This is a genomic window from Candidatus Hydrogenedentota bacterium (assembly GCA_035450225.1).
Classification (GTDB): Bacteria; Hydrogenedentota; Hydrogenedentia; order Hydrogenedentales; family SLHB01; genus DSVR01.
Genome location: DAOTMJ010000001.1, coordinates 260,087 through 280,276 on the forward strand (window position 1 = coordinate 260,087; position 20,190 = coordinate 280,276).

Here is a 20,190-nt window from a genome sequence, read left to right on the forward strand (position 1 = left end):
CCTATGCCTTCGGCTTGCGGGCCACGATCGCGAACTTGTTGGGACGGTTTCCGTGCCATGCCGCCAACGCCAGCACGAACGGCGCCTTGAGCAGCCGTTGCCACCACGGAAACACGGAACGCCGCATTTGATGTCCATCGAGGCGAAGCGGACGACAGTCCCACGGACACCCCAAACGGCTGAGTATGGACTCAAGGTCCGCCGGATAGATTGCCGGCTCGTTCGGCCACGGGGCCACGCGAATGGGCGAATGGGGCGCCTGGGTCCATCGGACAAATGCATAGCGCGCATCCGGTTCGGCGATGGCCAGCGTTCCGCCCGGTTTCAGCACACGATGGGCCTCCTGCAAGACAGCCTCCCATGCCCCGGGCAGGTGGTGGAGCACATCCACGCAGTAGACCGTGTCGAAGGTGTTTTCCGCAAAGGGCCACGGCTGCCGGGCATCGGCGACAAGCGAGTCGAGCCCCCGGTTACGAGCGTGCTGCGCGCATCGCGGGGAAATGTCGAACGCCACGATGCCCGGCGCGTCCAGCGCCTCCCCAATCGCGCCGTCCCCGCAACCCACGTCCAACACACGGCCTTTGTTCGCCACCAAACCCTTCAACCGCCGGAGGGATTCAGAATCATAAGCGTAAAGCGGCGTTTCGGATGCCAGGAAATCGAACAGGTCCGCCTGCGTTTGCACGCGGCCCGTCCGGCGCCATCGCAGGCCGGTGGCGCCGATGCCGAAGGAACTCCAAAAGAGGACGCCGACCACCACGGCATTGACGCCGATCGCGGCGGCAATCGTCTCGGGCGGAAGGCCGCCCCACGCGTATAAAATGCCGCCGGCGACGACATACGGCACGCCGGTCGCATTGGGTGTAAACGGCGTGACGCTGGCTAAGGCATGCGCACATTGCGCGATCGCCAGCAGCGCGAAAGGCACGTCATGTCCGAAACAACGGTAGAGTTGTTTACCAACCACGAGATCCATGCCGGTCGCCGCCAGTGAAATCGCGGCGGCCCACGGAATGACCCGATCCAGCCCGGCCATTTCGCGGCTGACTGTTTCCGCCAGGGACAAGGCGCGGTGCGCCAGGGCAGGACGCCGGATACGCTGCGCGGCGGAGGCAAAAAAAGCGCGGCGCCGCAAAATCATCATAGGGGCCACAACCAGAACGATCAATGAACCGCCAAAAAGCCACGTCATGCGAACGTTCGAGATTTTGAAAACCAGAAGACCGGCCAAGCCGAGCAGAATCGTAGCCCCGCCCTCAAGAAAGCGGTCGAGGATAATCCACGCCGCAAGGCGGGCATCGCGGTGTCCGGGCAATAGCAACGGCGCCAGTTCGCCCACGCGTCCGGGCGACAACGCGCCACCCGCTTTCGACACGAAATACAGGCCCGTGGATTGTCTTCCGGGACCGATCGCGAAGCGCCATTTTACCGCGCGAAGCCAAAGAGCGAACAGGTATGCCGCAGCCATGGCCGTCAGGCTCGGCACATGGAGGCCGGAAATTTTTTCTCCCATGTGCCGCCAGCCCACGTAACTCACAAAGGCGACATACAACGACAGGCCTATAATCCAAAGCCAGCCCGATGTGCGCGAAACGAAGCCCTCGCCGCGATGCGCACGATGCGATCCGGATGAAGAATGCGAAGTCATGGCGCGGCGCGTTTCTTCCCAACGTATAGGATTGCCTTGCCGCGAAAACGCATCAGAAAACGGTGAATCGGGGCGGGAAACAGGTGGCCGGCGATAAAAAGATTGTGATTGTACGGGCAACATTCGACGGTTTCGATCCGGTGTGTTTCAAAGAGGAACTTCAACGCCGAAGCCGTAAAAGGCCGCTTGTGCGTGACGTCGTCCCAAAATTTGAAGCCATACTTGAGAATGTCCGGCACCGTGACGAACACGATACCGCCCGGACGAAGCAACCGGTGGATTTCCGAGGCAATGCGTTCGGGACAGGAAAGGTGTTCAAGCGTGCTTGTCATAACCAGCATATCCACCGATTCGGAAGCAAACGGCAACGCGCCTTTTTCCATATCGGCCATGACGAAATCAATGCCCTGTCCACGAAGGTCGGCGGCATGGCAGGGATCAAAGTCCAAGGCGATCCGCCGCCGTACGGCCGGCGTCTCGTAACTGAGAAACCAGCCGTTCCACGCGCCGCAGTCCAATACACACAATTGATCCCGTCCCGAAAGATAGTGGTCAAGGGCGTACTTCATGGACCAGATCCGATGGCTGGTCTGGCCGATTTGGCGCGCCTTGCGCGTCATGATCCGGATGAAGAAACGCTGAAGGGGCGTGGTCGCATCGAGACAACAGCGTTCGTAATGACGGGCATAATCCATGGATAACCGCTCCTGGGCGTCATCTTCCGCATTTTGTCCGGCCATTTCAACCGGGCCGCCGTATGGCCGGGAAACCCCATCCCGTTCCACGCCCGCATCATCTTAGCGATTGAATCCAACGCATCGGAAATTTTTGCTGAAAAATTTTTCTTGACATTTGGTGTGGGATGTGATATAAACCGCCCCGTTTATGTTGCAAACGTTTCCCGGCAAGGGGCGAATTCTCAGGAAAGGAAGGTGACTGGTCGTGCATAGTTGTACGTTGTGCAACGAGCCATTCGAGGAAGTCGAACTCCAGTTCGGCGATGTAATAGAAGTCGATGGCGAGTATTGGCACGTGGAATGTTATGCGGAATACTACGACGAAGTTCTTTCGGCGTAGTATTGGATTTGGCGATAGCATACTTGGTATCTGGCGGGCTGGAGCCGCCAGTTTTTTTTGAATCGTCTTTTTATCGCTTGCCGGCTGAGCAAGAGGTTTTTTAGGTTGACGCAAGGGTGAAAAGTATGGATAATCAACGAAGTGAAAAGGACATGTTTTTCGGACATTGTTTTCGCCATGACCGCGAAAAATAACGCACGGCTAATAATCCGGGTACAGCCGAAAGCGAGCCGCAACGCGTTGTCGTTCGATGAAAACGGCCGAATTCGTGTCTCGCTGACGGCTCCGCCTGTGGACGGTGAAGCGAACAAGGCTTTGGTGGAGTATTTGGCGGAACGTCTTGGCTTGGCCAAGCGCGATATCAAAGTGGTGGGCGGCAAGGCCTCACGCGAGAAAAGGATAGAAATACAAGGTCTTACAAAAGACGAGGTCGAAGAGCGATTGCAAATAAAAACCGGCACGTCCGGCCTCAGACCCGCAAAAGGGATTGCGTAAATACGCACGAAAAATGAAACTTACAGGGCACGACGCGGTATTTATTTTATTATTTATACAATGAAAGGCAGGCAAGGCGCGTGGAATTGAGAGATTGTATCCGTGAATCGGTCGAGGCGATTCGTGTTTCATACGATGGATCACCGGTTGTCGGCATTGTGCTGGGCACCGGCCTTGGTTCTCTGGCCGACCGTATTGAGGATCCCTGCCGGCTCAGTTATTCCGACATTCCGCATTTTCCATCTTCGACCGTGGATTCACATGCGGGCGAACTGGTTTTCGGAACCCTTTCCGGGAAAATCGTCATGGCCATGGCCGGGCGTTTTCATGCATACGAGGGATACTCGCTCCAGCAGGTGACGTATCCGATTCGAGTGGCAAAGGCCTTGGGTGTTCGGGCGCTGATTGTTTCCAATGCGGCGGGGGGGCTGAACCCGCAATTCAAAGCCGGCGATTTGATGCTCATCACCGATCATATCAACATGATGGGCGACAATCCCCTGATCGGACCAATCGACGACGAACTGGGTCCGCGCTTTCCGGATATGAGCGAGCCGTATTCAAAGGAATTGGCCACCTTGGCCGACCGCATTGCGATCGAACAAGGCGTGCGTCTGCAGCACGGCGTCTATCTTGCTTGTCCGGGGCCGTCCTTGGAGACTCGCGCCGAGTATCGGTTTATGCGAACCATCGGCGCGGACGCGGTGGGCATGAGCACCGTTCCGGAAGTCATTGTGGCGGTGCATGCGGGACTCAAGGTGCTTGGATTTTCGGCGATTACCGACGAATGTCTGCCGGATGCGCTCAAGCCGGCCGATATCAACGCGATTATTGCCGTGGCCAACCGCATCGAGCCGCAATTGGCGGCGCTGGTTTCCGCCTGCATTGAACGAATGGAGATATAGGAATTTCATGGCGCAAGAAAGAAAGGAGGCGACAGGAAACAAGGGACGATCCCCCATTGGGGAATCCACCATAATCGGTGGTGGGGAGGAAGTGACCCCGCGCGTGGCGAAGACGCCGGGAAATGTTCCAGCAACCGACAAGGGAGGCACGCATATGGCTGTAAAAATCGTACGTTCTTTATTCATATTGGCATGTATCATCATGGGCGTTATCTGGGCCCGCTACGTTACGGATCAGATCAGTGAATACACCTTGAAGCCTATCAACCCCATGCCGTGGTTGTTCGTGGGGGGATTGGTGGGCGGCAGCATCGGCGCTTTGGTGCTGATTTTATTGAGTCTCATCACCCAGGAATTGTTCGAGCGCATTTCACCGGCGATTGTCGCGATTGTTCTGGCGATGTTGATGGGCTATGCGCTGGGCCAGTACATTCTTATGTGGTTTCCGGGCGCCGAACCCAATGTGCGGGTTTTTCTGATTGCCACGCTTGTATTGCTGTTCGGATTCAGCGGCATTTCCCTGGGATTGACCCGCGCATCAAACTGGGAATCCCTTATTCAGGCCGTCCATAAGCGCCCCGTGCAATACGGCACGCCGAAAGTTGTTGACACGAGTGTCATCATTGACGGGCGCATTGCGGATATCTGCGCGACCGGTTTTCTCGATGGCACGCTGATCGTTCCCCGCTTTGTTTTGCGCGAGTTGCAGAATATCGCCGATTCCGCGGACGTGTTGCGACGGGCCAAGGGGCGGCGCGGGCTCGATATCCTCAAGGCCATGCAGGAAAATTCCGACAAGGTTTTCATCATGGTCGTCGAGGATGACTACCCCGACATCCGTGAGGTGGACGGCAAACTGCTTCGTCTCGCCAAGGATTACGGCGCGAAGGTCTTGACCAACGATTACAATTTGAACAAAGTGGCCCAAATCGAAGGCGTCGCGGTGCTGAATGTCAACGACCTCGCCAACGCCATCAAGCCGGCCGTTCTGCCTGACGAACAGATGCAGGTTAAAATCCTCAAGGAAGGCAAGGAAGCGTTCCAGGGCGTCGGCTACCTCGACGACGGCACGATGGTGGTCGTTGACGGCGGGAAGGAATACATCGGGCGCAGCGTCTCCGTGGTGGTCACGAGTGTTCTGCAAACTGCCGCGGGCCGGATGATCTTCGGCAAACTGAGCGGCATCGTCGCGTGAAGACGCAGTTGCTCATCCCGGCGGCGGGCATGGGCGTGCGTCTCGGATGCGAAGGCCCAAAGGCATTGGTCGAACTGGCCGGCAAGCCCATGATTGTCCGTACCTTGGAGCGGCTCGCGCCGCTGGGTCTGTTGGACCGCGCGGTGATTATGACGCCGCCGGCGTGGCGTGGGGTGTTTGCCGGGATTCTGCACCGGGCTTTTCCCCAAATAGCGTTGACGATAGAGGACGGCGGATCGCAGCGGCAGGACTCGGTTGAACTCGGTTTGGCATTGCTCGATCCGGACACGGAAATGGTCGTCATTCATGACGCGGCAAGACCGTTTGTTCCCCTTGAATCGGTTACGGCGTCAATAGACGCCGCCCTTGCCTGCGGCGCGGCAACTGTCGCCATTCCGACAACCGATACCGTATTGCAGGGCGACCGGGACGGTTTTCTTGTCGATACGCCCGATCGCCGTTACCTATGGATGTGCCAGACGCCCCAAACATTTCGCGTGCCCGTAATTCGCGCCGCGCACGCGCAAGCGAGACGGGACGGATATGTCGGCACCGACGACGCCACGCTGGTCCGCCGCACCGGCGCACCCGTCAAACTTGTGATGGGTTCGCCGGCCAATATAAAGATTACGACTCCCGCCGACTTGGCGTGGGCCGCCCAATTCATTCGGGAAGGCATGTGAGGTTCTTGTCATGCGCATCGGCATCGGATACGATCTGCACCGCCTGGTCGAGGGACGCCCGCTCATCCTCGGCGGTGTTTTGATTCCATTTGATCGCGGCCTTTTGGGCCATTCGGACGCCGACGTGCTCGCGCACGCCATCATTGACGCGTTACTGGGCGCGGCCGGACTCGGCAACATCGGCCAGATCTTTCCCGACAATGATCCGAAATTCAAGGACGCCGACAGCATGATGCTTTTGCGCCGGACCGTTGAAGACCTTCGCGATGCCGGTTACAAGATCACGAACATTGATTCCGTCGTTGTCGCCGAACGTCCGCGTCTGAATCCGCACCTCGCCGCCATCCACGCGCATCTCGCCGAAACGATGGGGATTGATCTCTCCGCCGTGTCCGTCAAACCCAAGACCAACGAAGGCGTCGGTCCCGAAGGGCAGGGCGAAGCCATCTCCGCATGGGCCACGACGTTGCTGGAGAGGATTTGAGGGACATCGCCGGCGATTCCCATTATCCTGCGCAATCCTGTTATCCTGTCCAAAGGCAACGGAATCCCCAAAACACGATTCGGCATATTCAGCACAGGCAAGGACGATTCAATGGTTTCCGCGCAAAATGGATCGGGCGATAATCACCTTGTTTTTTACCGGCGCATTGTTCGTGTGACAATGTCGGCCGCCGCAATGATCCTGTCGGCCATTGCGCTGCTGATCCTGCTGGAAGCGGCGTTACGAGCAGCGGGATACGGGACTTCGACCCATTTCCTTGTGCGCCGGACCATTGCCGGCAAGGACTACTTCCTCCCCAATCGCGAATACCTGCGGCCGTTCTTTAGTCTGCCGCTGGACAGTGTCGTGGCGTGGGATCAGTACGAGTTTCAGACACCGGCCACAAAGTCGCCGGACGCCTTTCGGATTTTCGTCTTCGGCAGTTCCGCGGCAAACGGCGCGCCCCCGGATTGCGCCTATGCCTTCTGGCGGATGTTGGACGCCATGCTTTGCGAAAACTTTCCGGGAATCCGTTTCGAGGTGTACAACGCGGCGGTGTCCGGCATGAATTCGAACGTCATGTATCCCGCTGCAAAAGCCTGCGCCGCATTGCAACCGGATGCTTTCGTCATTTACATGGGTAACAATGAGATGTGCGGTCCTTTCGGCGCGCAGAGCTGGCTTACGCACGATTATACGTCCAGCCTCGCCGCCATTCGGGCAAAGACGTGGGCGTCCGGCTTACGCCTGGTTCAACTGGCCGGGGGCACATCGCTTTTTCGCGCAAAATCCGCCATTTCCGAATTGAGCGATCTCGGATCATGGTATTGTTCCATCAATCCGGCCTCTTCCCGCGCACAAACCGTGTATCGCCATTATCAAAGCAATCTTGGCGATATGTGCAAGGCGGCCGTTTCGGCAAATGCCGCCGCCATTGTCTGCACCGTGGCTTCCAATCTCATCTACTGGGAGCCGGCCCAGGCGGGTGATCCTCCGCCGCTCTCAAACACAGACGCGGAAGCCTATCATTCCAATTATCGTCGCGCAATCGAACTGGATGACGCGGGTCTGTTCGGGGAGGCGGCGGCGCTTTACGAAAAAGCCTATGCCCTTTCCGACACGTCGGCCGACCTCTGCCACCGGCTCGGATATTGCTATTTTGTGACGGGGCGTTGCAAGGAGGCGAATCGTCTATTGCGCCGTGCCCTTGATTTGGATTGGTGTGTCGTTCGGTCCAATTCATACATCAACGATGCCGTCAGAAAGGTGGCGGCGGCATGGGAAGGAAAAGGTGTTTATCTGGCGGATGCCGAACGCGCCGTCGCCGAGGGATGTCCCTGCGGCATTCCGGGCGTTGACCGGTTTTATGATGCCGTTCATTTGAACCCGGACGGACATTACCGCCTGGCGTGCTGCGTGTTCGAACAAATACTCAAAGTCCTGCCGGGACGCTTCCCCAATCTGGACATTTCCGCCGCCAAGCCGTTGAGCCAGTCCGAATGCGAAAACCGGATCGGAATGTCGCCCTGGGTAAAACATAGTCACACGGTAAACACGTACGCCATGCAGCCGGAAGGTTTGACACGCACAACAGCCCGGCGCAATCAGGCATTGAAGGAACGGTCCGAGGCGCTGGCGAAACTCGTCGGCCCGGATGGAATCAACGATGCGCTTGCCACTTTCGCGGCTGCCATATCGCGCCGTCCGCACGACGAATATTTGCGCTATCGTCGCATTCAACTACTTTTGTCCAAAGGTGACTCCCCCGGCGCAATGAAGGAGGTTGAAGACGCGCTGGCCGCCTTGGGGCCGCGCCGGTACCTGAATGGCCTTTATGTGCGCCTGCTCATGGGAATAGGGAGAAAAGACGATGCGCGGCGCGCGCTGGAAGATTTTTTGAAATGGTATCCCGACGATCCGGAAGGTCTGATGGATCATGCCGGCTTCCTTGAATCGGATGGACGTCTCGACGAGGCGCTTGCGGCCTATCGCAAGGCTTTTGCGATCAATTCCACCCTTGACATGGCGTTGGAGAATGAAGGCAACATCCTGAAACGACAAGGTTTCATGAAACAGGCGCTCGAAGCGTATCGAAAGGCCTTGCACGCCAAGCCGCAAATGGTCGAACGCTACTTGACGCTCCATGCGTTTCTAGAAGAAAAGTTTTCTCCCGATGTCGCGGAAACCACATGGCGGACTGTTTTCGGGCAATTTCCGCAACGGCCATTGCCTCGACTGTTTCTTGCCGCCTCGCTTGAAAAGCGGGGGGCCGCGCAAGAGGCTGCCATACTGTATCGTGAGGCGGAACAACTTGCCCCCGATAGCCCGGAAATCCAGACTGCGATGGCCCAAATTCGCGAAAAGCAAGGCCGCTTCCAAGAGGCATTATCCGCCGCATGGAAGGCGCTTGAACTGGCTCCGGCCAATTTCACATCGTACGAACGGCTTGACGATCTGCTGATCCGGCATTTCAGTCCCCCGGAACGTGTCGGGCAATGGCAGGCCTTCGTTCAGGCCCATCCGGACAATGCGCGCGCGCATGCCAAGCTGGGCAAGGCCTTTGAGACTGTCCAGGATCACACGGAAGCCCTTCGCGCCTATTCAAAGTCCCTCGAACTCAATCCAAACGACAGGGACGCGCGAGAAAGACTGGAACATATCAAGAGCCAGAACGGAACAAACGAATGATGCGGGATAGCATGGATGGATCGGATCGAGGAAGGAAGGAACGGCTGGACTGGATTGTTCAGCAGCGTACGGGCATAACGCGCACGAAGGCGCAGGCGCTTGTCCGGGCGGGAAGCGTGCTGGGTCCGAACGGCGAAGTGCTGGACAAGCCCGGCTTACAGGTCGTCCCGGACATACGTCTTGACATCCGCGAATCCCCCCGTTATGTCAGCCGCGGCGGCTTCAAATTGGAAGAGGCGCTTTCCCGGTTCCAATTGGATGTGCGGGGCCGGATCGCGATTGATGTCGGCGCGAGCACGGGCGGATTCACGGATTGCCTGCTTCAACATGGGGCCGCGCGTGTATATGCCGTGGACGTCGGCTACGGCCAATTGGCGTGGTCGTTACGCCAAGACGATCGCGTCGTGGTTCTTGAGCGCACGAATATCCGACATCTCGATCCCTGCCGGTTACCGGAGCGTCCTGCTTTTTTCACGGCGGATTGCTCGTTCATTTCACTCCAACTGGTTTTGCCGTCACTGAAGGCGTTGCTAGCCGAAAAAGCACAAGGCGTGGTCCTAATCAAGCCCCAGTTCGAGGCGGGCCGCGCACATGTCGGCAAAGGCGGCGTCGTGCGTGACGAAGCAGTTCGCGCCGAAGTCGTCGAGAACGTCCTGGAAGCGGCGCGGCGGTTGGGATTTGCGCCGCGGGGTGTGATACCCTCATCGTTGTTGGGACCGGCGGGAAACCGGGAGTTTCTCGCGCATTTGGTTCTGGAAGCCGGGGAGTAAGACGCCGCGCTGTGCTGGAAACTTTACGCATACGAAATTATGCGCTCATTGACGAGTTGGAAGTGGAACTCGGCAAGGGATTGAACGCGTTGACAGGGGAGACGGGCGCGGGGAAATCCATTATAGTCGGCGCGCTCGAATTGGTGTTAGGGGGGCGCGCATCCGCCGAAATGATCCGAGACGGGTCGAAACAGGCCCGCGTGGACGCCGTTTTCCGGCTTTCCAAGCCGTCGCGGCGTCTTTCCGCCCTACTGAAAAAGCATGACTTGGAATGGGACGGCAACGAACTGGTCTTGTCGCGAGTCATCACGGCCGAGGGACGCAGCCGGGCCTATGTATCCGGCAGTCTGGTGCTTGTTTCGCTCCTGGCCGAAATTGGCGACGAATTGGTAGATCTGCACGGCCAACATGAACACCAGTCGCTGCTCAGGCCGGATCGCCAACTCGATTTGCTGGACGCCTTCGCCGGCACGGAAGAAGCGGCGCGTGATGTCGGAGAAAAGGTCGCGCGTTGTCGTGAAATTGAAAAAACGATCGCGGAACTTGAGCAGGAAGATCGCGATCGCGCCCGGCGCATGGACTATCTTCGGCATGAAATCCATGAAATTCATGCGGCGGGACTCCAGCCCGGCGAAGAGGAAGAACTGCGAAGCCGGCGCAATTTGATATCGAATGCTGAGCGGATTTATTCGCTGGCGTCGGGCGCCCTTGCCACGCTGTATGAGTCCGAGGACATGCCCGCCGTGACAGCCGTGGATGCCGCCCTCGCCGACTTGCAGGAACTGGCGCGGATTGACGATCGTTTTCAGGCCATGGCGGGCCGATTGGCGGGGGTCCGCGCTGAAATTGAAGAATGCGCCGCGGAATTGCGCGCCTATTCGAATCGCCTGGAGTTCGATCCGGCCGAACTCGATCAGGTCAACGAGCGCCTGTCGCTGTTGAGCGATCTCAAACGAAAATACGGGGGGTCCGTCGAGGCGGTAATCGCATATTACGACAAGGCCGTCGCCGAATTGAAAGCCTTCGACACCCGCGATCACCGTCTGGCCGAACTCTCGGAACAACGCGATGTCCTCCAAAACGAAGTCCGAAACTTGGCGGCTGAACTTTCCCAAAAGCGTCATGCGGCCGGGAAAAAACTCGATAAACAGGTCACATCGGTCCTGCATGATCTCGGCATGAAAGGCGGCCTTTTCGAAACGAGCATCCGGGTTGGAGGGCTGACGCTTTCCGGCATGGATCAGGTTGAATTTCTGCTGGCGGCCAATCCGGGCGAGAAACCAAAACCGCTGCGACAGGTGGCCTCCGGCGGCGAGATCAGCCGAATCATGCTCGCGCTCAAGGCCGTATTCGCCGACGCGGACCAGATCCCCACCCTGGTTTTCGACGAAATTGACGCCGGCGTAGGAGGGAAGATTGCGCGAAATGTGGCAGAGAAACTCCGGGGCCTTGCCGCTTCCCATCAAACGATCTGCATTACGCACCTGCCGCAGATTGCCGCCTCCGCCGATCATCATTTCTGCGTCAGCAAGGAAACGATCATGGATCGCAATGTGACATCTCTTCAGCGCGTGGAAGACTTGCCGCGCATTCAGGAAGTGGCCAGGCTGCTGGACGGTTCCGTGTCGGAGGCCAGCCTCCGCCATGCGAAAGAACTAATCAAGGAAATCGGACCTACAGGAAAACGGAGTTGAACATGCAACACACGGAAGGACCCAGAATCAAGATTGGCGTCATGGGATCGGCCGGCGGCGAAATGGCCGCGGATATTGTCGAGAAATGCAAGGAACTGGGGCGCGCCATCGCCGATGAAGGCTGTGCGATTCTCACGGGCGGATGTCCCGGATTGCCGCATTATGCGGTCATCGGTTGCAAGGAGCGCGGCGGGTTGACCGTCGGCGTTTCGCCCGGCCTGAGCCTCGATGAACATGTTTCCCGATACGGAAGCCCCATTGACCATATAGATGTCATGATCTACACGGGAAGCGGCCTGATGGGACGCGAAGTGGTCGGTGTTCGGAGCAGCGACATCATCATCATTGTGGGCGGGCGATCGGGCACGCTCGGCGAATTCGCCATCGCCTACGACGAAGGGCGCCCCATCGGCGTGTTGACCGGCACGGGGGGCATCGCGGATCACGTGGACGATTTTCTGCCCGTCATACGGAAAAAAACCGGCGCGCACATTACCTTCGACGATAATCCGAGACGTCTCATCGAGCGGTGTGTCGCCCATTTTCGCGAAAATCCACCGATCATTCGCGACAAGGAGGCGGGCGGCTGATGAAAATAACGGCATTCGGGGCCGCGGAAGGCGTTACCGGCTCCAAACATCTTGTCGAAGTCAACGGATCACGCGTTTTGCTGGATTGCGGCATGTTTCAAGGCCGGCGCAAGCAGTCGGATTTCAAGAACCGGCATTTCCCGTTCGACGCGCGATCCCTCGACAGTGTCGTGTTGAGCCATGCGCACATCGATCATAGCGGCCTGTTGCCGATTCTGGCCAAAAACGGGTTTCGCGGGCGGGTGTTTGCCACCTGCGCCACGCGGGATCTGTGCAGCATCATGCTGCTCGACAGCGCGAATATCCAGGCGCGCGACGCCGAATGGCTATCCAAAAAGAACCGGGAATTCATTCCACCGCTCTATGCGGACGACGATGTGCATGCGATCATGCGGCAGTTTTTGTGCATGCCGTACGGACAGCCGTTCGAGGCGGCCAACGGGGTTTCGGTTACGTTGCAGGATGCGGGGCACGTTCTGGGTTCGGCCATGGTGTGCCTTGACTGCCGGGAAAACGGAGCGACGAAACGACTGTTGTTCACGGGCGATTTAGGCCGTAAAAACATGCCCATACTCGACGATCCGTGGGAACCGGACGGGGCGGACATGGTCGTCATGGAAAGCACCTACGGCGACCGCGATCACGAACCCATCGCCGCCATGGAGGACAAGTTGGCCCAGATTGTCCACCGCGCCGTTCAGCGCGGCGGCAAAATCATCGTGCCGAGTTTCGCGCTCGAACGGGCGCAGGAAATCATCTACGCATTGAAGAACCTTGAAGTGCACGGCGCTATTCCCTCGATTCCAGTTTATGTGGACAGTCCGCTGACTGTGAACATCACGGAAGTATTCAGGATACACGGCGAATGTTTCGACGCCACGATCCGTGGCTTCATGGAACATGCCGGCGATCCGTTCCGCCTGAAACAGATTCATTATGTGACGCGCGCCGAGGATTCGATGCGCATCAACACCCTGCGCGAACCCGCCATCATCATCGCTGCCGCCGGCATGTGTGAACACGGACGCATCCTACATCATCTCAAAAACAACTGCGAAGACCCGCGAAATATCATTCTGATCGTTGGATTCCAGGCCAAAAACACACTTGGACGCCGCATCGTTGAACGCCAGCCCCGCATCAAGATCTTCGGCGTCGAGCATCCGCTGAACGCCGAAGTCCGCATCATGAACGGTTTCAGCGCCCATGCGGGACGCAGTGAACTCCTTGCGTTCGGCAAGCATTTTCAGAGGGTCCGGCTGGTTCATGGCGAACAGACAGCGCTCGCAGCGCTCCGGACCGGCTTGGCCGAGGCTGGTATTCCGGACGTGGCCATTCTGCGCGAAGCCGAACCCATTGAGGCGTAACCCAAAATTCGGCGGCAGAACACAGAAATCCCTGCCTATCGAAAAGGGGCGGGAAAAACTTTTTGGACAACATGATCCCGCAAAGCATTTGATTGGCCCGGTGAAGTCTATCGGGACCATAAGGTTCACATCATCCAAGACTCGCCCATGGCAATAGCGAGCGACGGGTGATTCCGGGGTCAAGCGACCGTGGGCATGGGTCCCGCAAGGACTTGTTTTACTTTCACGATGAGTTCGCGGGGTTGATAAGGTTTTTGGATGAACCCCGCCAGGCCTTCTCGCGAGAATCGCGCAACCGTATCCTGTTCGTTGTATCCGCTGGAAAGAATCACGGGCACATCCGGGCGAATCGCGCGAATTCGCTCGTACGTTTCCGTCCCGCTCAGACGGGGCATGGTCATGTCGAGAAGCACAAGGACGATTTCGCTGCAATGGCGCTCAAACATTTCAGCGCCTTCCTGCCCGTCGCATGCAAGGATTGTACTGAATCCAAGTGGTTCGAGCGTGTGCGCGGCGACATCGCGAACGATCGGTTCGTCATCAATGACAAGAATGACGCCCGATCCCTTCCATGCCGTGACGTCCACGACGGACGGGGTGGTTTCGGCCATTTGCTTTGCGGCCGGAAAGAGGACCTTGAACGTTGCGCCGGCGCCCGGTTCGCTGTAAACCTTGATGGCGCCGTGATGGCTTCGGATAATGCCCAATGTGGCGGCAAGGCCGAGGCCCCTGCCGACAAATTTGGTCGTGAAAAACGGGTCGAAGATGCGGGCCTTGGTTGCCTCGTCCATGCCGCATCCGGTATCCGACACTTCAAGGAAAATATACAGGCCGCCTGCCAGCGAGTCGTCCAAGTAAGTCTGGGAGAGATATTCGTGCGTGACTTCCATGACGCCGGTGGAAATCGAAATGACACCGACATTGTCCCCAATAGCGTCTGAGGCATTGGTGATAAGATTCATAACGACCTGCCGAATCTGGGTGGCGTCTCCCTCGATGGCGGGCAAGTCGGGGGCAAAATTGTATCGGAGCACGGCTTTTCGCGATATGCCGGCCTCGATGAACTGGGCCATTTCCTGGACCAGTTTGCCCAAGTCAATGGATTCGATGACGAATTTGCCGCGGCCGGAATAGGCGAGGAGTTGCTTGGCGAGATCGGCGGCGCGTTGTCCGGCCTGTTCGATTTGCTGGATGCGCTGGTACATTTTTGTGTCGGGCGGCAATTCACGGAGGACCAGCCCCGCATAACCGAGAATGCCCATCAGGAGGTTGTTGAAATCGTGCGCAATCCCGCCGGCCAGCACGCCGAGACTTTCGAGTTTCTGGGTGTGCTGGATTTGGGCTTCCAGGCGGCTGCGTTCCTGTTCGTCGTTCTTGCGCTGCGTGATGTCGCGGGTAACGCCCACAATGCCCGTGGCCGAACCATTCTGATCGCGCAGAAAAGAGACTGTCACTTCGGTCCAAATCATGCGCCCGTCCTTGCAGCGTTGCTGAAGTTCGAGCACACGGGAGCGCTTCGGATCGGCATTGCCGGATCGTTCGATGACCAGTTCCTCTTGGAATGCCTTTTGGACGGCCGCCATCGAGGAGGCGGACAAGTAGTCTTCAAGCCGGCGCGCCAGCGCTTCCTCGACGGTGTATCCCTGCATTTGGGTTACGGAGGGGCTCATATAGGTGAACTGCAGATCGAAGTTCATGGTCCAGATTACATCGGTCACATTTTCGGCCAGCAGGCGATAACGGTTTTCGCTCTCGCGCAAGGCATCCTCGACGGCTTTCCGGGCCGTTACGTCGCGCGTGATGCCACACAGTCCCACAATTTCCCCGGCTTGGTTGCGCATCGGCACCTTGACGACGTGGAAGGTGCGGTTGCCTTCGGGCAGGGCCCGCGTATCTTCCATTTCGACGATTTCGCCGGCCAGTACGCGCCGGTCCACCTCGTCAATGCGGATGCCGCCCATGGCGCCAAACACCGAGTCGCCCGTATGGCCGACGAGGGTCGAGGCCGGAATGCCAAACATCCGCTCCATGGCCGGATTTACGTGCGTGTAGCGCAGGTCGCGGTTTTTCAGGTAGATCCCGTCGTGCGCCGATTCGAAGATGGCGCGAAATCGTTCTTCGCTTTCGCGCAGTTCGCGTTCACGCCGGGCCTGCTCCGTGATGTCGCGGAAACACCAGACGCACCCGGCGGCCACGCCGTCCACCATGTTCGGGCGGGCATATTCCTCGATGATCCGGCCGTCCAGGGTGTTCAAGAGCACGGTTCCGTAGGTATCCCCGTCATTCACGGTGTCTCTCGACGACAGAAAACGTTCCGGATTGGCCAAATGGCCGGCAATGTGTTTCCAAAGTTCCGTTGAGGAAAGGTTGGCGTATCCGTCTTCCGGCAAATGCCACATTCTGGCGAAATGGGTGCTCCAGTTGACGACGCTTTCCTTGTCCGAGACCACCACGACCGCGTCCACGGTTGCGTCGAACATCGCGCGCAACATGGAAATCGAACGCTTTAGGTCCTCCTCTGTTTTGGTCCTATACGCCACTTCCTCTTCAAGACGTTTCAGCGAATCGCGCAACCGCGCCGTCATTCGGTTGAAAGCATCGGCCAACTCGCCTACTTCGTCCGCGTGCCGGACCGGCGCCTGACGCATCAGGTCGCCGCCCTCGATCGCACAAGCCGCGTCGCGTAATTCGAGCACCGGCCTCGTCAAGTGTCGAACCACCCAAAGACCGACCGCCAAGATACAGCCGAGCAACATCACCGCCAATACAATCGCATAATGGACCGCTGAAAAAAACGGCATGAGCACATCGCGGGCGTCGCGTTCAGCCAGAATGACTAAAGGCTGACCCAACAGCACCCATGGCAGGGCGCCCCGCAACGCACGATTCCCTTGGATGCTGGTTCCGTAACCGTCAACCCGCGGCCATGCCACGGTTTCGGATATGCCCTCAGTTGTGGTTTTGGCCAATATACGGCCTTCCGGATCCAATAAATAGAAATGCTGGTTTCGCCCCAAATGCGCTTTGGTCAGATTTTTCCAAATCTGTTCCATATTTATTTCAGCTTGAAGAAAGCCTGCCGACGCGCCATCCGCCCTGATTGGAATAAAAATAATCATTTGCCCTTTTTCAGGTGATCCGGCAAGAAAAAGACGCGGTTCAGGCAAAGAGTCCGATGGTTCGGAACGGGTAAAATCAGAAAAGGGCGCATCGCCGACGCGGGCCATTTCCCGGCCGCCGGGATCCAGCAGTCGCAAGGCGGTTGGCGTCTTCGCGGACGCAAGGAGGGTTTCAAGGAAATCGCGCCGTGCCGCGTCGTCGCCGAGGTTTGCCGCAACCCGGCCGCTGGCGATCAAGAACGCGGTGGTTTCTTCCATGATTGCTTCGAGCAAATGGGCAGTGTCTTCAAGATCGTGCCGCAAAAAGACAAGCGCCCGCCGGGTTAGTTGCATGTGGGCATGCCAAGCCGTGGCGCCCAAAATCAGGATCAAGGGACCCGCCGCAACACACACGAAAAGTCTCAGGAACCGGCTGCGAACGTAGGTCTTCATACCATCCCTATCCGGTATTAATCCGCTGAACCGTTAGATTTGCGACGCGCCACGTCTTTTCAACTCGGCCACCACCTCGCGAACGTCTTGTGCGCGTTCCTTCGGCATCACCAAGATTGCGTCATGAGTCGCCACCACGACCAAACCTTCCACGCCGATAAGCGCCAGCACGCGATCCGACTGCGAATCATGATCGTTATAAACGATACAGTTTCGTGAATCAATCAAAATGGGGTCGCCGACGACAATATTTCGACTGGAATCGGGCGCGTGAGTACGTTCGAGGGCCGGCCATGCGCCCACGTCGTCCCACGGAAAAGACGCCCGAGCCACCAGCACATTCCGGGCCCGTTCCATCAACGCAATATCTATCGAGACATTGTCGAGGCGCTCGAACACGCGAACGACTTCGGGTTCATTGCCCGATCGCATGGCCCGCGTCATGGATCGTATCGCCCCGGACAGATCGGGACACGCCGTGTCCAGTTCATTCATGAAATCCGCGATGCGCCAGAAAAACATGCCCGCATTCCATAAATATCGTCCCGAGGCCACAAAATGGCGCGCGCGTTCCGAATCGGGTTTCTCGTGAAAGCCGCCGACGCGGTAGACCGGAATCCTGCCCGTGAATCCCTCTAGAGGGCGGCCGTCGTCCGGTGTCTGGACATAACCGTAACCGGTCTCCGCGCGTGAGGGCACGATGCCAATGACCGCCAACGCCTTTTCGCGCTCCGCCGCATCCAATACCGTCGAAACCGTCGCCCGGAATCCCTCCGCGTCACCGATGCTCTGATCCGCCGTAACAACAGCCATCGAAAGATTGCCGAACGATTCGTCGCCTTCTTCGACGTCTTCTTTGGCCAAAATATGCGCCGTGGCATACGCCAGACAACCGGCCGTATTTCGTTTGCAGGGTTCAGCAATGATGTTTTCGTCCGGCACGCCCGGATTTGCAGCCCGAATGGGGTCCAAAAGAACACGACTAGTCGCCACATAGATGTCGCGGGGCGAAATCAGCGGGGCAAGTCGTTCGACCGATTCCTCAATCATGGTCCGGCCGCTGCCCGTCAGGCGTAGGAGTTGTTTCGGACGCAGCTGCCGCGACAACGGCCAGAAACGTTCACCTGAACCGCCGGCCATGACCACTGCGATGCGTTTGACCATCTTTTTTGTCGGCATCTGCCTGAATCCTCCCATTGCAACGTCATTGTATGACAGCCTGCCCCGGGATCCCAAACAAGGATCTTTCGATGTTCAGAATAGAAGAGGACGCGCGCCGTAGTTGTTTATGAGGATCGTTCGGGCTTCGCCGCAGGTAAAGATCGAACCGGTAATGAGCAGGGGATGATCGCGCGTGGCGAGGAGAATGGCGTGGGGGAGAGCCTCCGCGATCGAGCCAAACGCATCATGTGGACGCCCCCCGGCGGCAAGGCAAAGCCGTTCAAGGGGCATGGCGCGCGTGCCGGTAAAACAGGAAAAAACAAAGCGGGTTGCAACGGGCGCCAATGCTTCGATCATGGACGCGGCGTCCTTGTCGGCGGAAACAGCCAACAAGACGATGCACCGATCGATCGCGCCGGCCACGGCGCGCGCGCCATCGGGATTGTGCGCAATGTCCATGATGACCGGAGGATCGTCGAGCACGCGTTCGAGACGGCACGGCCAGCGGGCCGAGGCGATCCCGGCAACGGTGGCGCTATGGTCCAACCTGGGAAATGTCGGTTCGATTTGTTCGGCCAGCGCGGTCGCCACGGCGGCATTGGCGCCCTGATGACGGCCGCCCAGCGCGAGCGGCGTTGGCGGAATATTCCTCGTGGCGCTTCGATACGCAAAGGTCTGATTGAGCGGTGGCCCTTCGACCCTGTAGTGGAAGTCGCGCCCGCATTCGCGGACGCTACAACGTGCATCCGTCGCGCGGGCCAGAATCACCGCGCGCGGACCTTGTTCGATTATCCCTAAAACGAGGGGTGTTTCCGGCTTGATAATCCCCGCCTTCTCGGCCGCAATGGCTTCGATGGTCGTACCCAGATACTGCGTGTGGTCAAGTCCGATATTCGTGATGGCGGTCGCGACCGGTTCGACCACATTGGTCGAATCCAGTCGCCCGCCCATGCCCACCTCGACAAGGGCCGCGTCCACACGGCGATCCGCGAACCAACGGAACGCGACCGCCGTGGTCATCTCGAAAAAAGTCGGCGGGGCATCCATTCGATCCGCAACGTCGCGAAACCGGGAAATGCCATCGTCGAGTTCTTCGTCGCCGATACATTCCCCATTGATCGTGAAGCGCTCATTGACGGCCCTGATATGCGGACTCGTAAAGCGTCCCACGCGATATCCGGCTGCACGGAACATGGCATCCAAAAAAGCGGCCACGCTCCCTTTGCCGTTCGTGCCCGCAATATGCACGACGGGATAGGCGCGATGCGGATTACCGGCGGCGTCCAGCAACGCCCGAATCTTCTCGAGACCCAGTTTGATGCCGTGAAATTCAAGACCGGCCAGGTATTCACGAGGTGTTTGCACGTTCAATCTCCCTCACCGACACGGGTGGCGCAGCGAGAATACCCGTGCTATCGGGACGAGTCAACGTTGCAGGGATCGTTTTTCCGTCTCCAACGGCAATAATCGAAGGCGTTCGTGGCGATGCCGGCCAGTGCGGCAAGGGCAAATCCCGTTACCGTGGCAACATCCACCCACCAGGCGGAAACATCTGCTCCGAAGGTTCGATCGATCAGAAATTTGATATAGGAGAAGGGTAGATCGGTGTCGCCGAGCGCCCAGCGCACGCGCCAATGCCAGTCGGTGCAGGGACAATAGCCGAATCCATGCCAGATGCCGAGGCCGAACCACGATGCCGCAGTCAGCGCGACAACCATCAGGTGCCATCGCCGGGTCTTGCGCCATGCCCAACCGAACAGGATGAACACGATCAGCGCGGAATGAAAAACGAAAAAACCGATATCGAGCATCCGGTAAAGCAACATAAACTTATTCCGCTTTTCTGTTCATGCTACCGTCTTGAACTTGCACAAGCAAAAAA

Annotated in this window: 17 protein-coding genes; 11 read left to right on the forward strand and 6 right to left on the reverse strand. The window is 58.1% G+C overall.

The genetic code is table 11. From position 1 onward, the window contains the following. Nucleotide 1: 1 nt before the first annotated feature. Nucleotides 2-1,648, reverse strand: a complete 1,647-nt coding sequence (locus P5540_01010; GenBank protein ID HRT63378.1) for a methyltransferase domain-containing protein — start codon at nucleotides 1,646-1,648, stop codon at nucleotides 2-4. Next, nucleotides 1,645-2,343, reverse strand: a complete 699-nt coding sequence (locus tag P5540_01015; GenBank protein HRT63379.1) for a class I SAM-dependent methyltransferase — start codon at nucleotides 2,341-2,343, stop codon at nucleotides 1,645-1,647. Before P5540_01015 ends, P5540_01010 begins: the two co-directional genes overlap by 4 nt. A gap of 247 nt (nucleotides 2,344-2,590) precedes the next feature. On the opposite strand from P5540_01015, the gene P5540_01020 reads away from it, so the two are divergent. The 11 genes from P5540_01020 to P5540_01070 all read left to right on the forward strand — a co-directional run bounded on the left by P5540_01020 (nucleotide 2,591) and on the right by P5540_01070 (nucleotide 13,596). Next, on the forward strand, nucleotides 2,591-2,725 hold the full coding sequence (locus tag P5540_01020; GenBank protein HRT63380.1) for a hypothetical protein: 135 nt from the start codon (nucleotides 2,591-2,593) through the stop codon (nucleotides 2,723-2,725). A 177-nt stretch (nucleotides 2,726-2,902) separates the two neighbouring features. Next, complete coding sequence (locus P5540_01025; GenBank protein HRT63381.1) at nucleotides 2,903-3,220, forward strand: DUF167 domain-containing protein; 318 nt, start codon at nucleotides 2,903-2,905, stop codon at nucleotides 3,218-3,220. Between the two features lie 86 nt (nucleotides 3,221-3,306). Next, a complete protein-coding gene (locus P5540_01030) occupies nucleotides 3,307-4,125 on the forward strand; it encodes a purine-nucleoside phosphorylase (protein HRT63382.1) in 819 nt (272 codons plus the stop codon). A 202-nt stretch (nucleotides 4,126-4,327) separates the two neighbouring features. Next, entirely contained in the window at nucleotides 4,328-5,320 is a 993-nt protein-coding gene (locus P5540_01035) for a PIN domain-containing protein (GenBank protein HRT63383.1), read from the forward strand. After that, nucleotides 5,317-6,003, forward strand: a complete 687-nt coding sequence (ispD, locus tag P5540_01040; GenBank protein HRT63384.1) for a 2-C-methyl-D-erythritol 4-phosphate cytidylyltransferase — start codon at nucleotides 5,317-5,319, stop codon at nucleotides 6,001-6,003. Before P5540_01035 ends, ispD begins: the two co-directional genes overlap by 4 nt. Before the next feature lie 10 nt (nucleotides 6,004-6,013). Further along, the gene (ispF, locus tag P5540_01045; protein HRT63385.1) at nucleotides 6,014-6,487 is read left to right on the forward strand and encodes a 2-C-methyl-D-erythritol 2,4-cyclodiphosphate synthase; all 474 of its coding nucleotides are present in this window, start codon (nucleotides 6,014-6,016) and stop codon (nucleotides 6,485-6,487) included. Between the two features lie 111 nt (nucleotides 6,488-6,598). Beyond that, a complete protein-coding gene (locus P5540_01050; GenBank protein ID HRT63386.1) occupies nucleotides 6,599-9,175 on the forward strand; it encodes a tetratricopeptide repeat protein in 2,577 nt (858 codons plus the stop codon). Then, on the forward strand, nucleotides 9,172-9,945 hold the full coding sequence (locus P5540_01055; GenBank protein HRT63387.1) for a TlyA family RNA methyltransferase: 774 nt from the start codon (nucleotides 9,172-9,174) through the stop codon (nucleotides 9,943-9,945). Before P5540_01050 ends, P5540_01055 begins: the two co-directional genes overlap by 4 nt. An 11-nt stretch (nucleotides 9,946-9,956) precedes the next feature. Beyond that, nucleotides 9,957-11,639, forward strand: a complete 1,683-nt coding sequence (gene recN / locus P5540_01060) for a DNA repair protein RecN (GenBank protein HRT63388.1) — start codon at nucleotides 9,957-9,959, stop codon at nucleotides 11,637-11,639. Nucleotides 11,640-11,641: 2 nt separating this feature from the next. Beyond that, nucleotides 11,642-12,229, forward strand: a complete 588-nt coding sequence (locus tag P5540_01065; GenBank protein ID HRT63389.1) for a hypothetical protein — start codon at nucleotides 11,642-11,644, stop codon at nucleotides 12,227-12,229. Continuing rightward, the gene (locus tag P5540_01070) at nucleotides 12,229-13,596 is read left to right on the forward strand and encodes an MBL fold metallo-hydrolase (GenBank protein ID HRT63390.1); all 1,368 of its coding nucleotides are present in this window, start codon (nucleotides 12,229-12,231) and stop codon (nucleotides 13,594-13,596) included. Before P5540_01065 ends, P5540_01070 begins: the two co-directional genes overlap by 1 nt. Nucleotides 13,597-13,775: 179 nt before the next feature. Here P5540_01070 and P5540_01075 read toward each other — a convergent pair whose 3' ends face one another. The 4 genes from P5540_01075 to P5540_01090 form a co-directional block, all read right to left on the reverse strand. Then, nucleotides 13,776-17,147, reverse strand: coding sequence for a PAS domain S-box protein (locus tag P5540_01075; GenBank protein ID HRT63391.1), 3,372 nt, complete (start codon nucleotides 17,145-17,147; stop codon nucleotides 13,776-13,778). Nucleotides 17,148-17,180: 33 nt separating this feature from the next. Then, on the reverse strand, nucleotides 17,181-18,326 hold the full coding sequence (locus tag P5540_01080) for a sugar phosphate nucleotidyltransferase (protein HRT63392.1): 1,146 nt from the start codon (nucleotides 18,324-18,326) through the stop codon (nucleotides 17,181-17,183). Between the two features lie 75 nt (nucleotides 18,327-18,401). Continuing rightward, nucleotides 18,402-19,673: a folylpolyglutamate synthase/dihydrofolate synthase family protein gene (locus tag P5540_01085; protein ID HRT63393.1), complete on the reverse strand. Its 1,272-nt coding sequence runs from the start codon at nucleotides 19,671-19,673 to the stop codon at nucleotides 18,402-18,404. 47 nt (nucleotides 19,674-19,720) lie between these two features. Next, complete coding sequence (locus P5540_01090; protein ID HRT63394.1) at nucleotides 19,721-20,134, reverse strand: DUF2784 domain-containing protein; 414 nt, start codon at nucleotides 20,132-20,134, stop codon at nucleotides 19,721-19,723. Nucleotides 20,135-20,190: the final 56 nt, after the last annotated feature.

Coding starts and splice junctions, on each gene's coding strand:
- P5540_01015 (HRT63379.1), bottom strand. CDS start 2,343: ATGGATTATGCCCGTCATTACGAACGCTGTTGTCTCGATGCGACCACG.
- P5540_01055 (HRT63387.1), top strand. CDS start 9,172: ATGATGCGGGATAGCATGGATGGATCGGATCGAGGAAGGAAGGAACGG.
- P5540_01070 (HRT63390.1), top strand. CDS start 12,229: ATGAAAATAACGGCATTCGGGGCCGCGGAAGGCGTTACCGGCTCCAAA.
- P5540_01050 (HRT63386.1), top strand. CDS start 6,599: ATGGTTTCCGCGCAAAATGGATCGGGCGATAATCACCTTGTTTTTTAC.
- P5540_01065 (HRT63389.1), top strand. CDS start 11,642: ATGCAACACACGGAAGGACCCAGAATCAAGATTGGCGTCATGGGATCG.
- P5540_01010 (HRT63378.1), bottom strand. CDS start 1,648: ATGACTTCGCATTCTTCATCCGGATCGCATCGTGCGCATCGCGGCGAG.
- P5540_01025 (HRT63381.1), top strand. CDS start 2,903: ATGACCGCGAAAAATAACGCACGGCTAATAATCCGGGTACAGCCGAAA.
- ispF (HRT63385.1), top strand. CDS start 6,014: ATGCGCATCGGCATCGGATACGATCTGCACCGCCTGGTCGAGGGACGC.
- P5540_01080 (HRT63392.1), bottom strand. CDS start 18,326: ATGCCGACAAAAAAGATGGTCAAACGCATCGCAGTGGTCATGGCCGGC.
- P5540_01035 (HRT63383.1), top strand. CDS start 4,328: ATGGGCGTTATCTGGGCCCGCTACGTTACGGATCAGATCAGTGAATAC.
- P5540_01075 (HRT63391.1), bottom strand. CDS start 17,147: ATGAAGACCTACGTTCGCAGCCGGTTCCTGAGACTTTTCGTGTGTGTT.
- P5540_01090 (HRT63394.1), bottom strand. CDS start 20,134: ATGTTGCTTTACCGGATGCTCGATATCGGTTTTTTCGTTTTTCATTCC.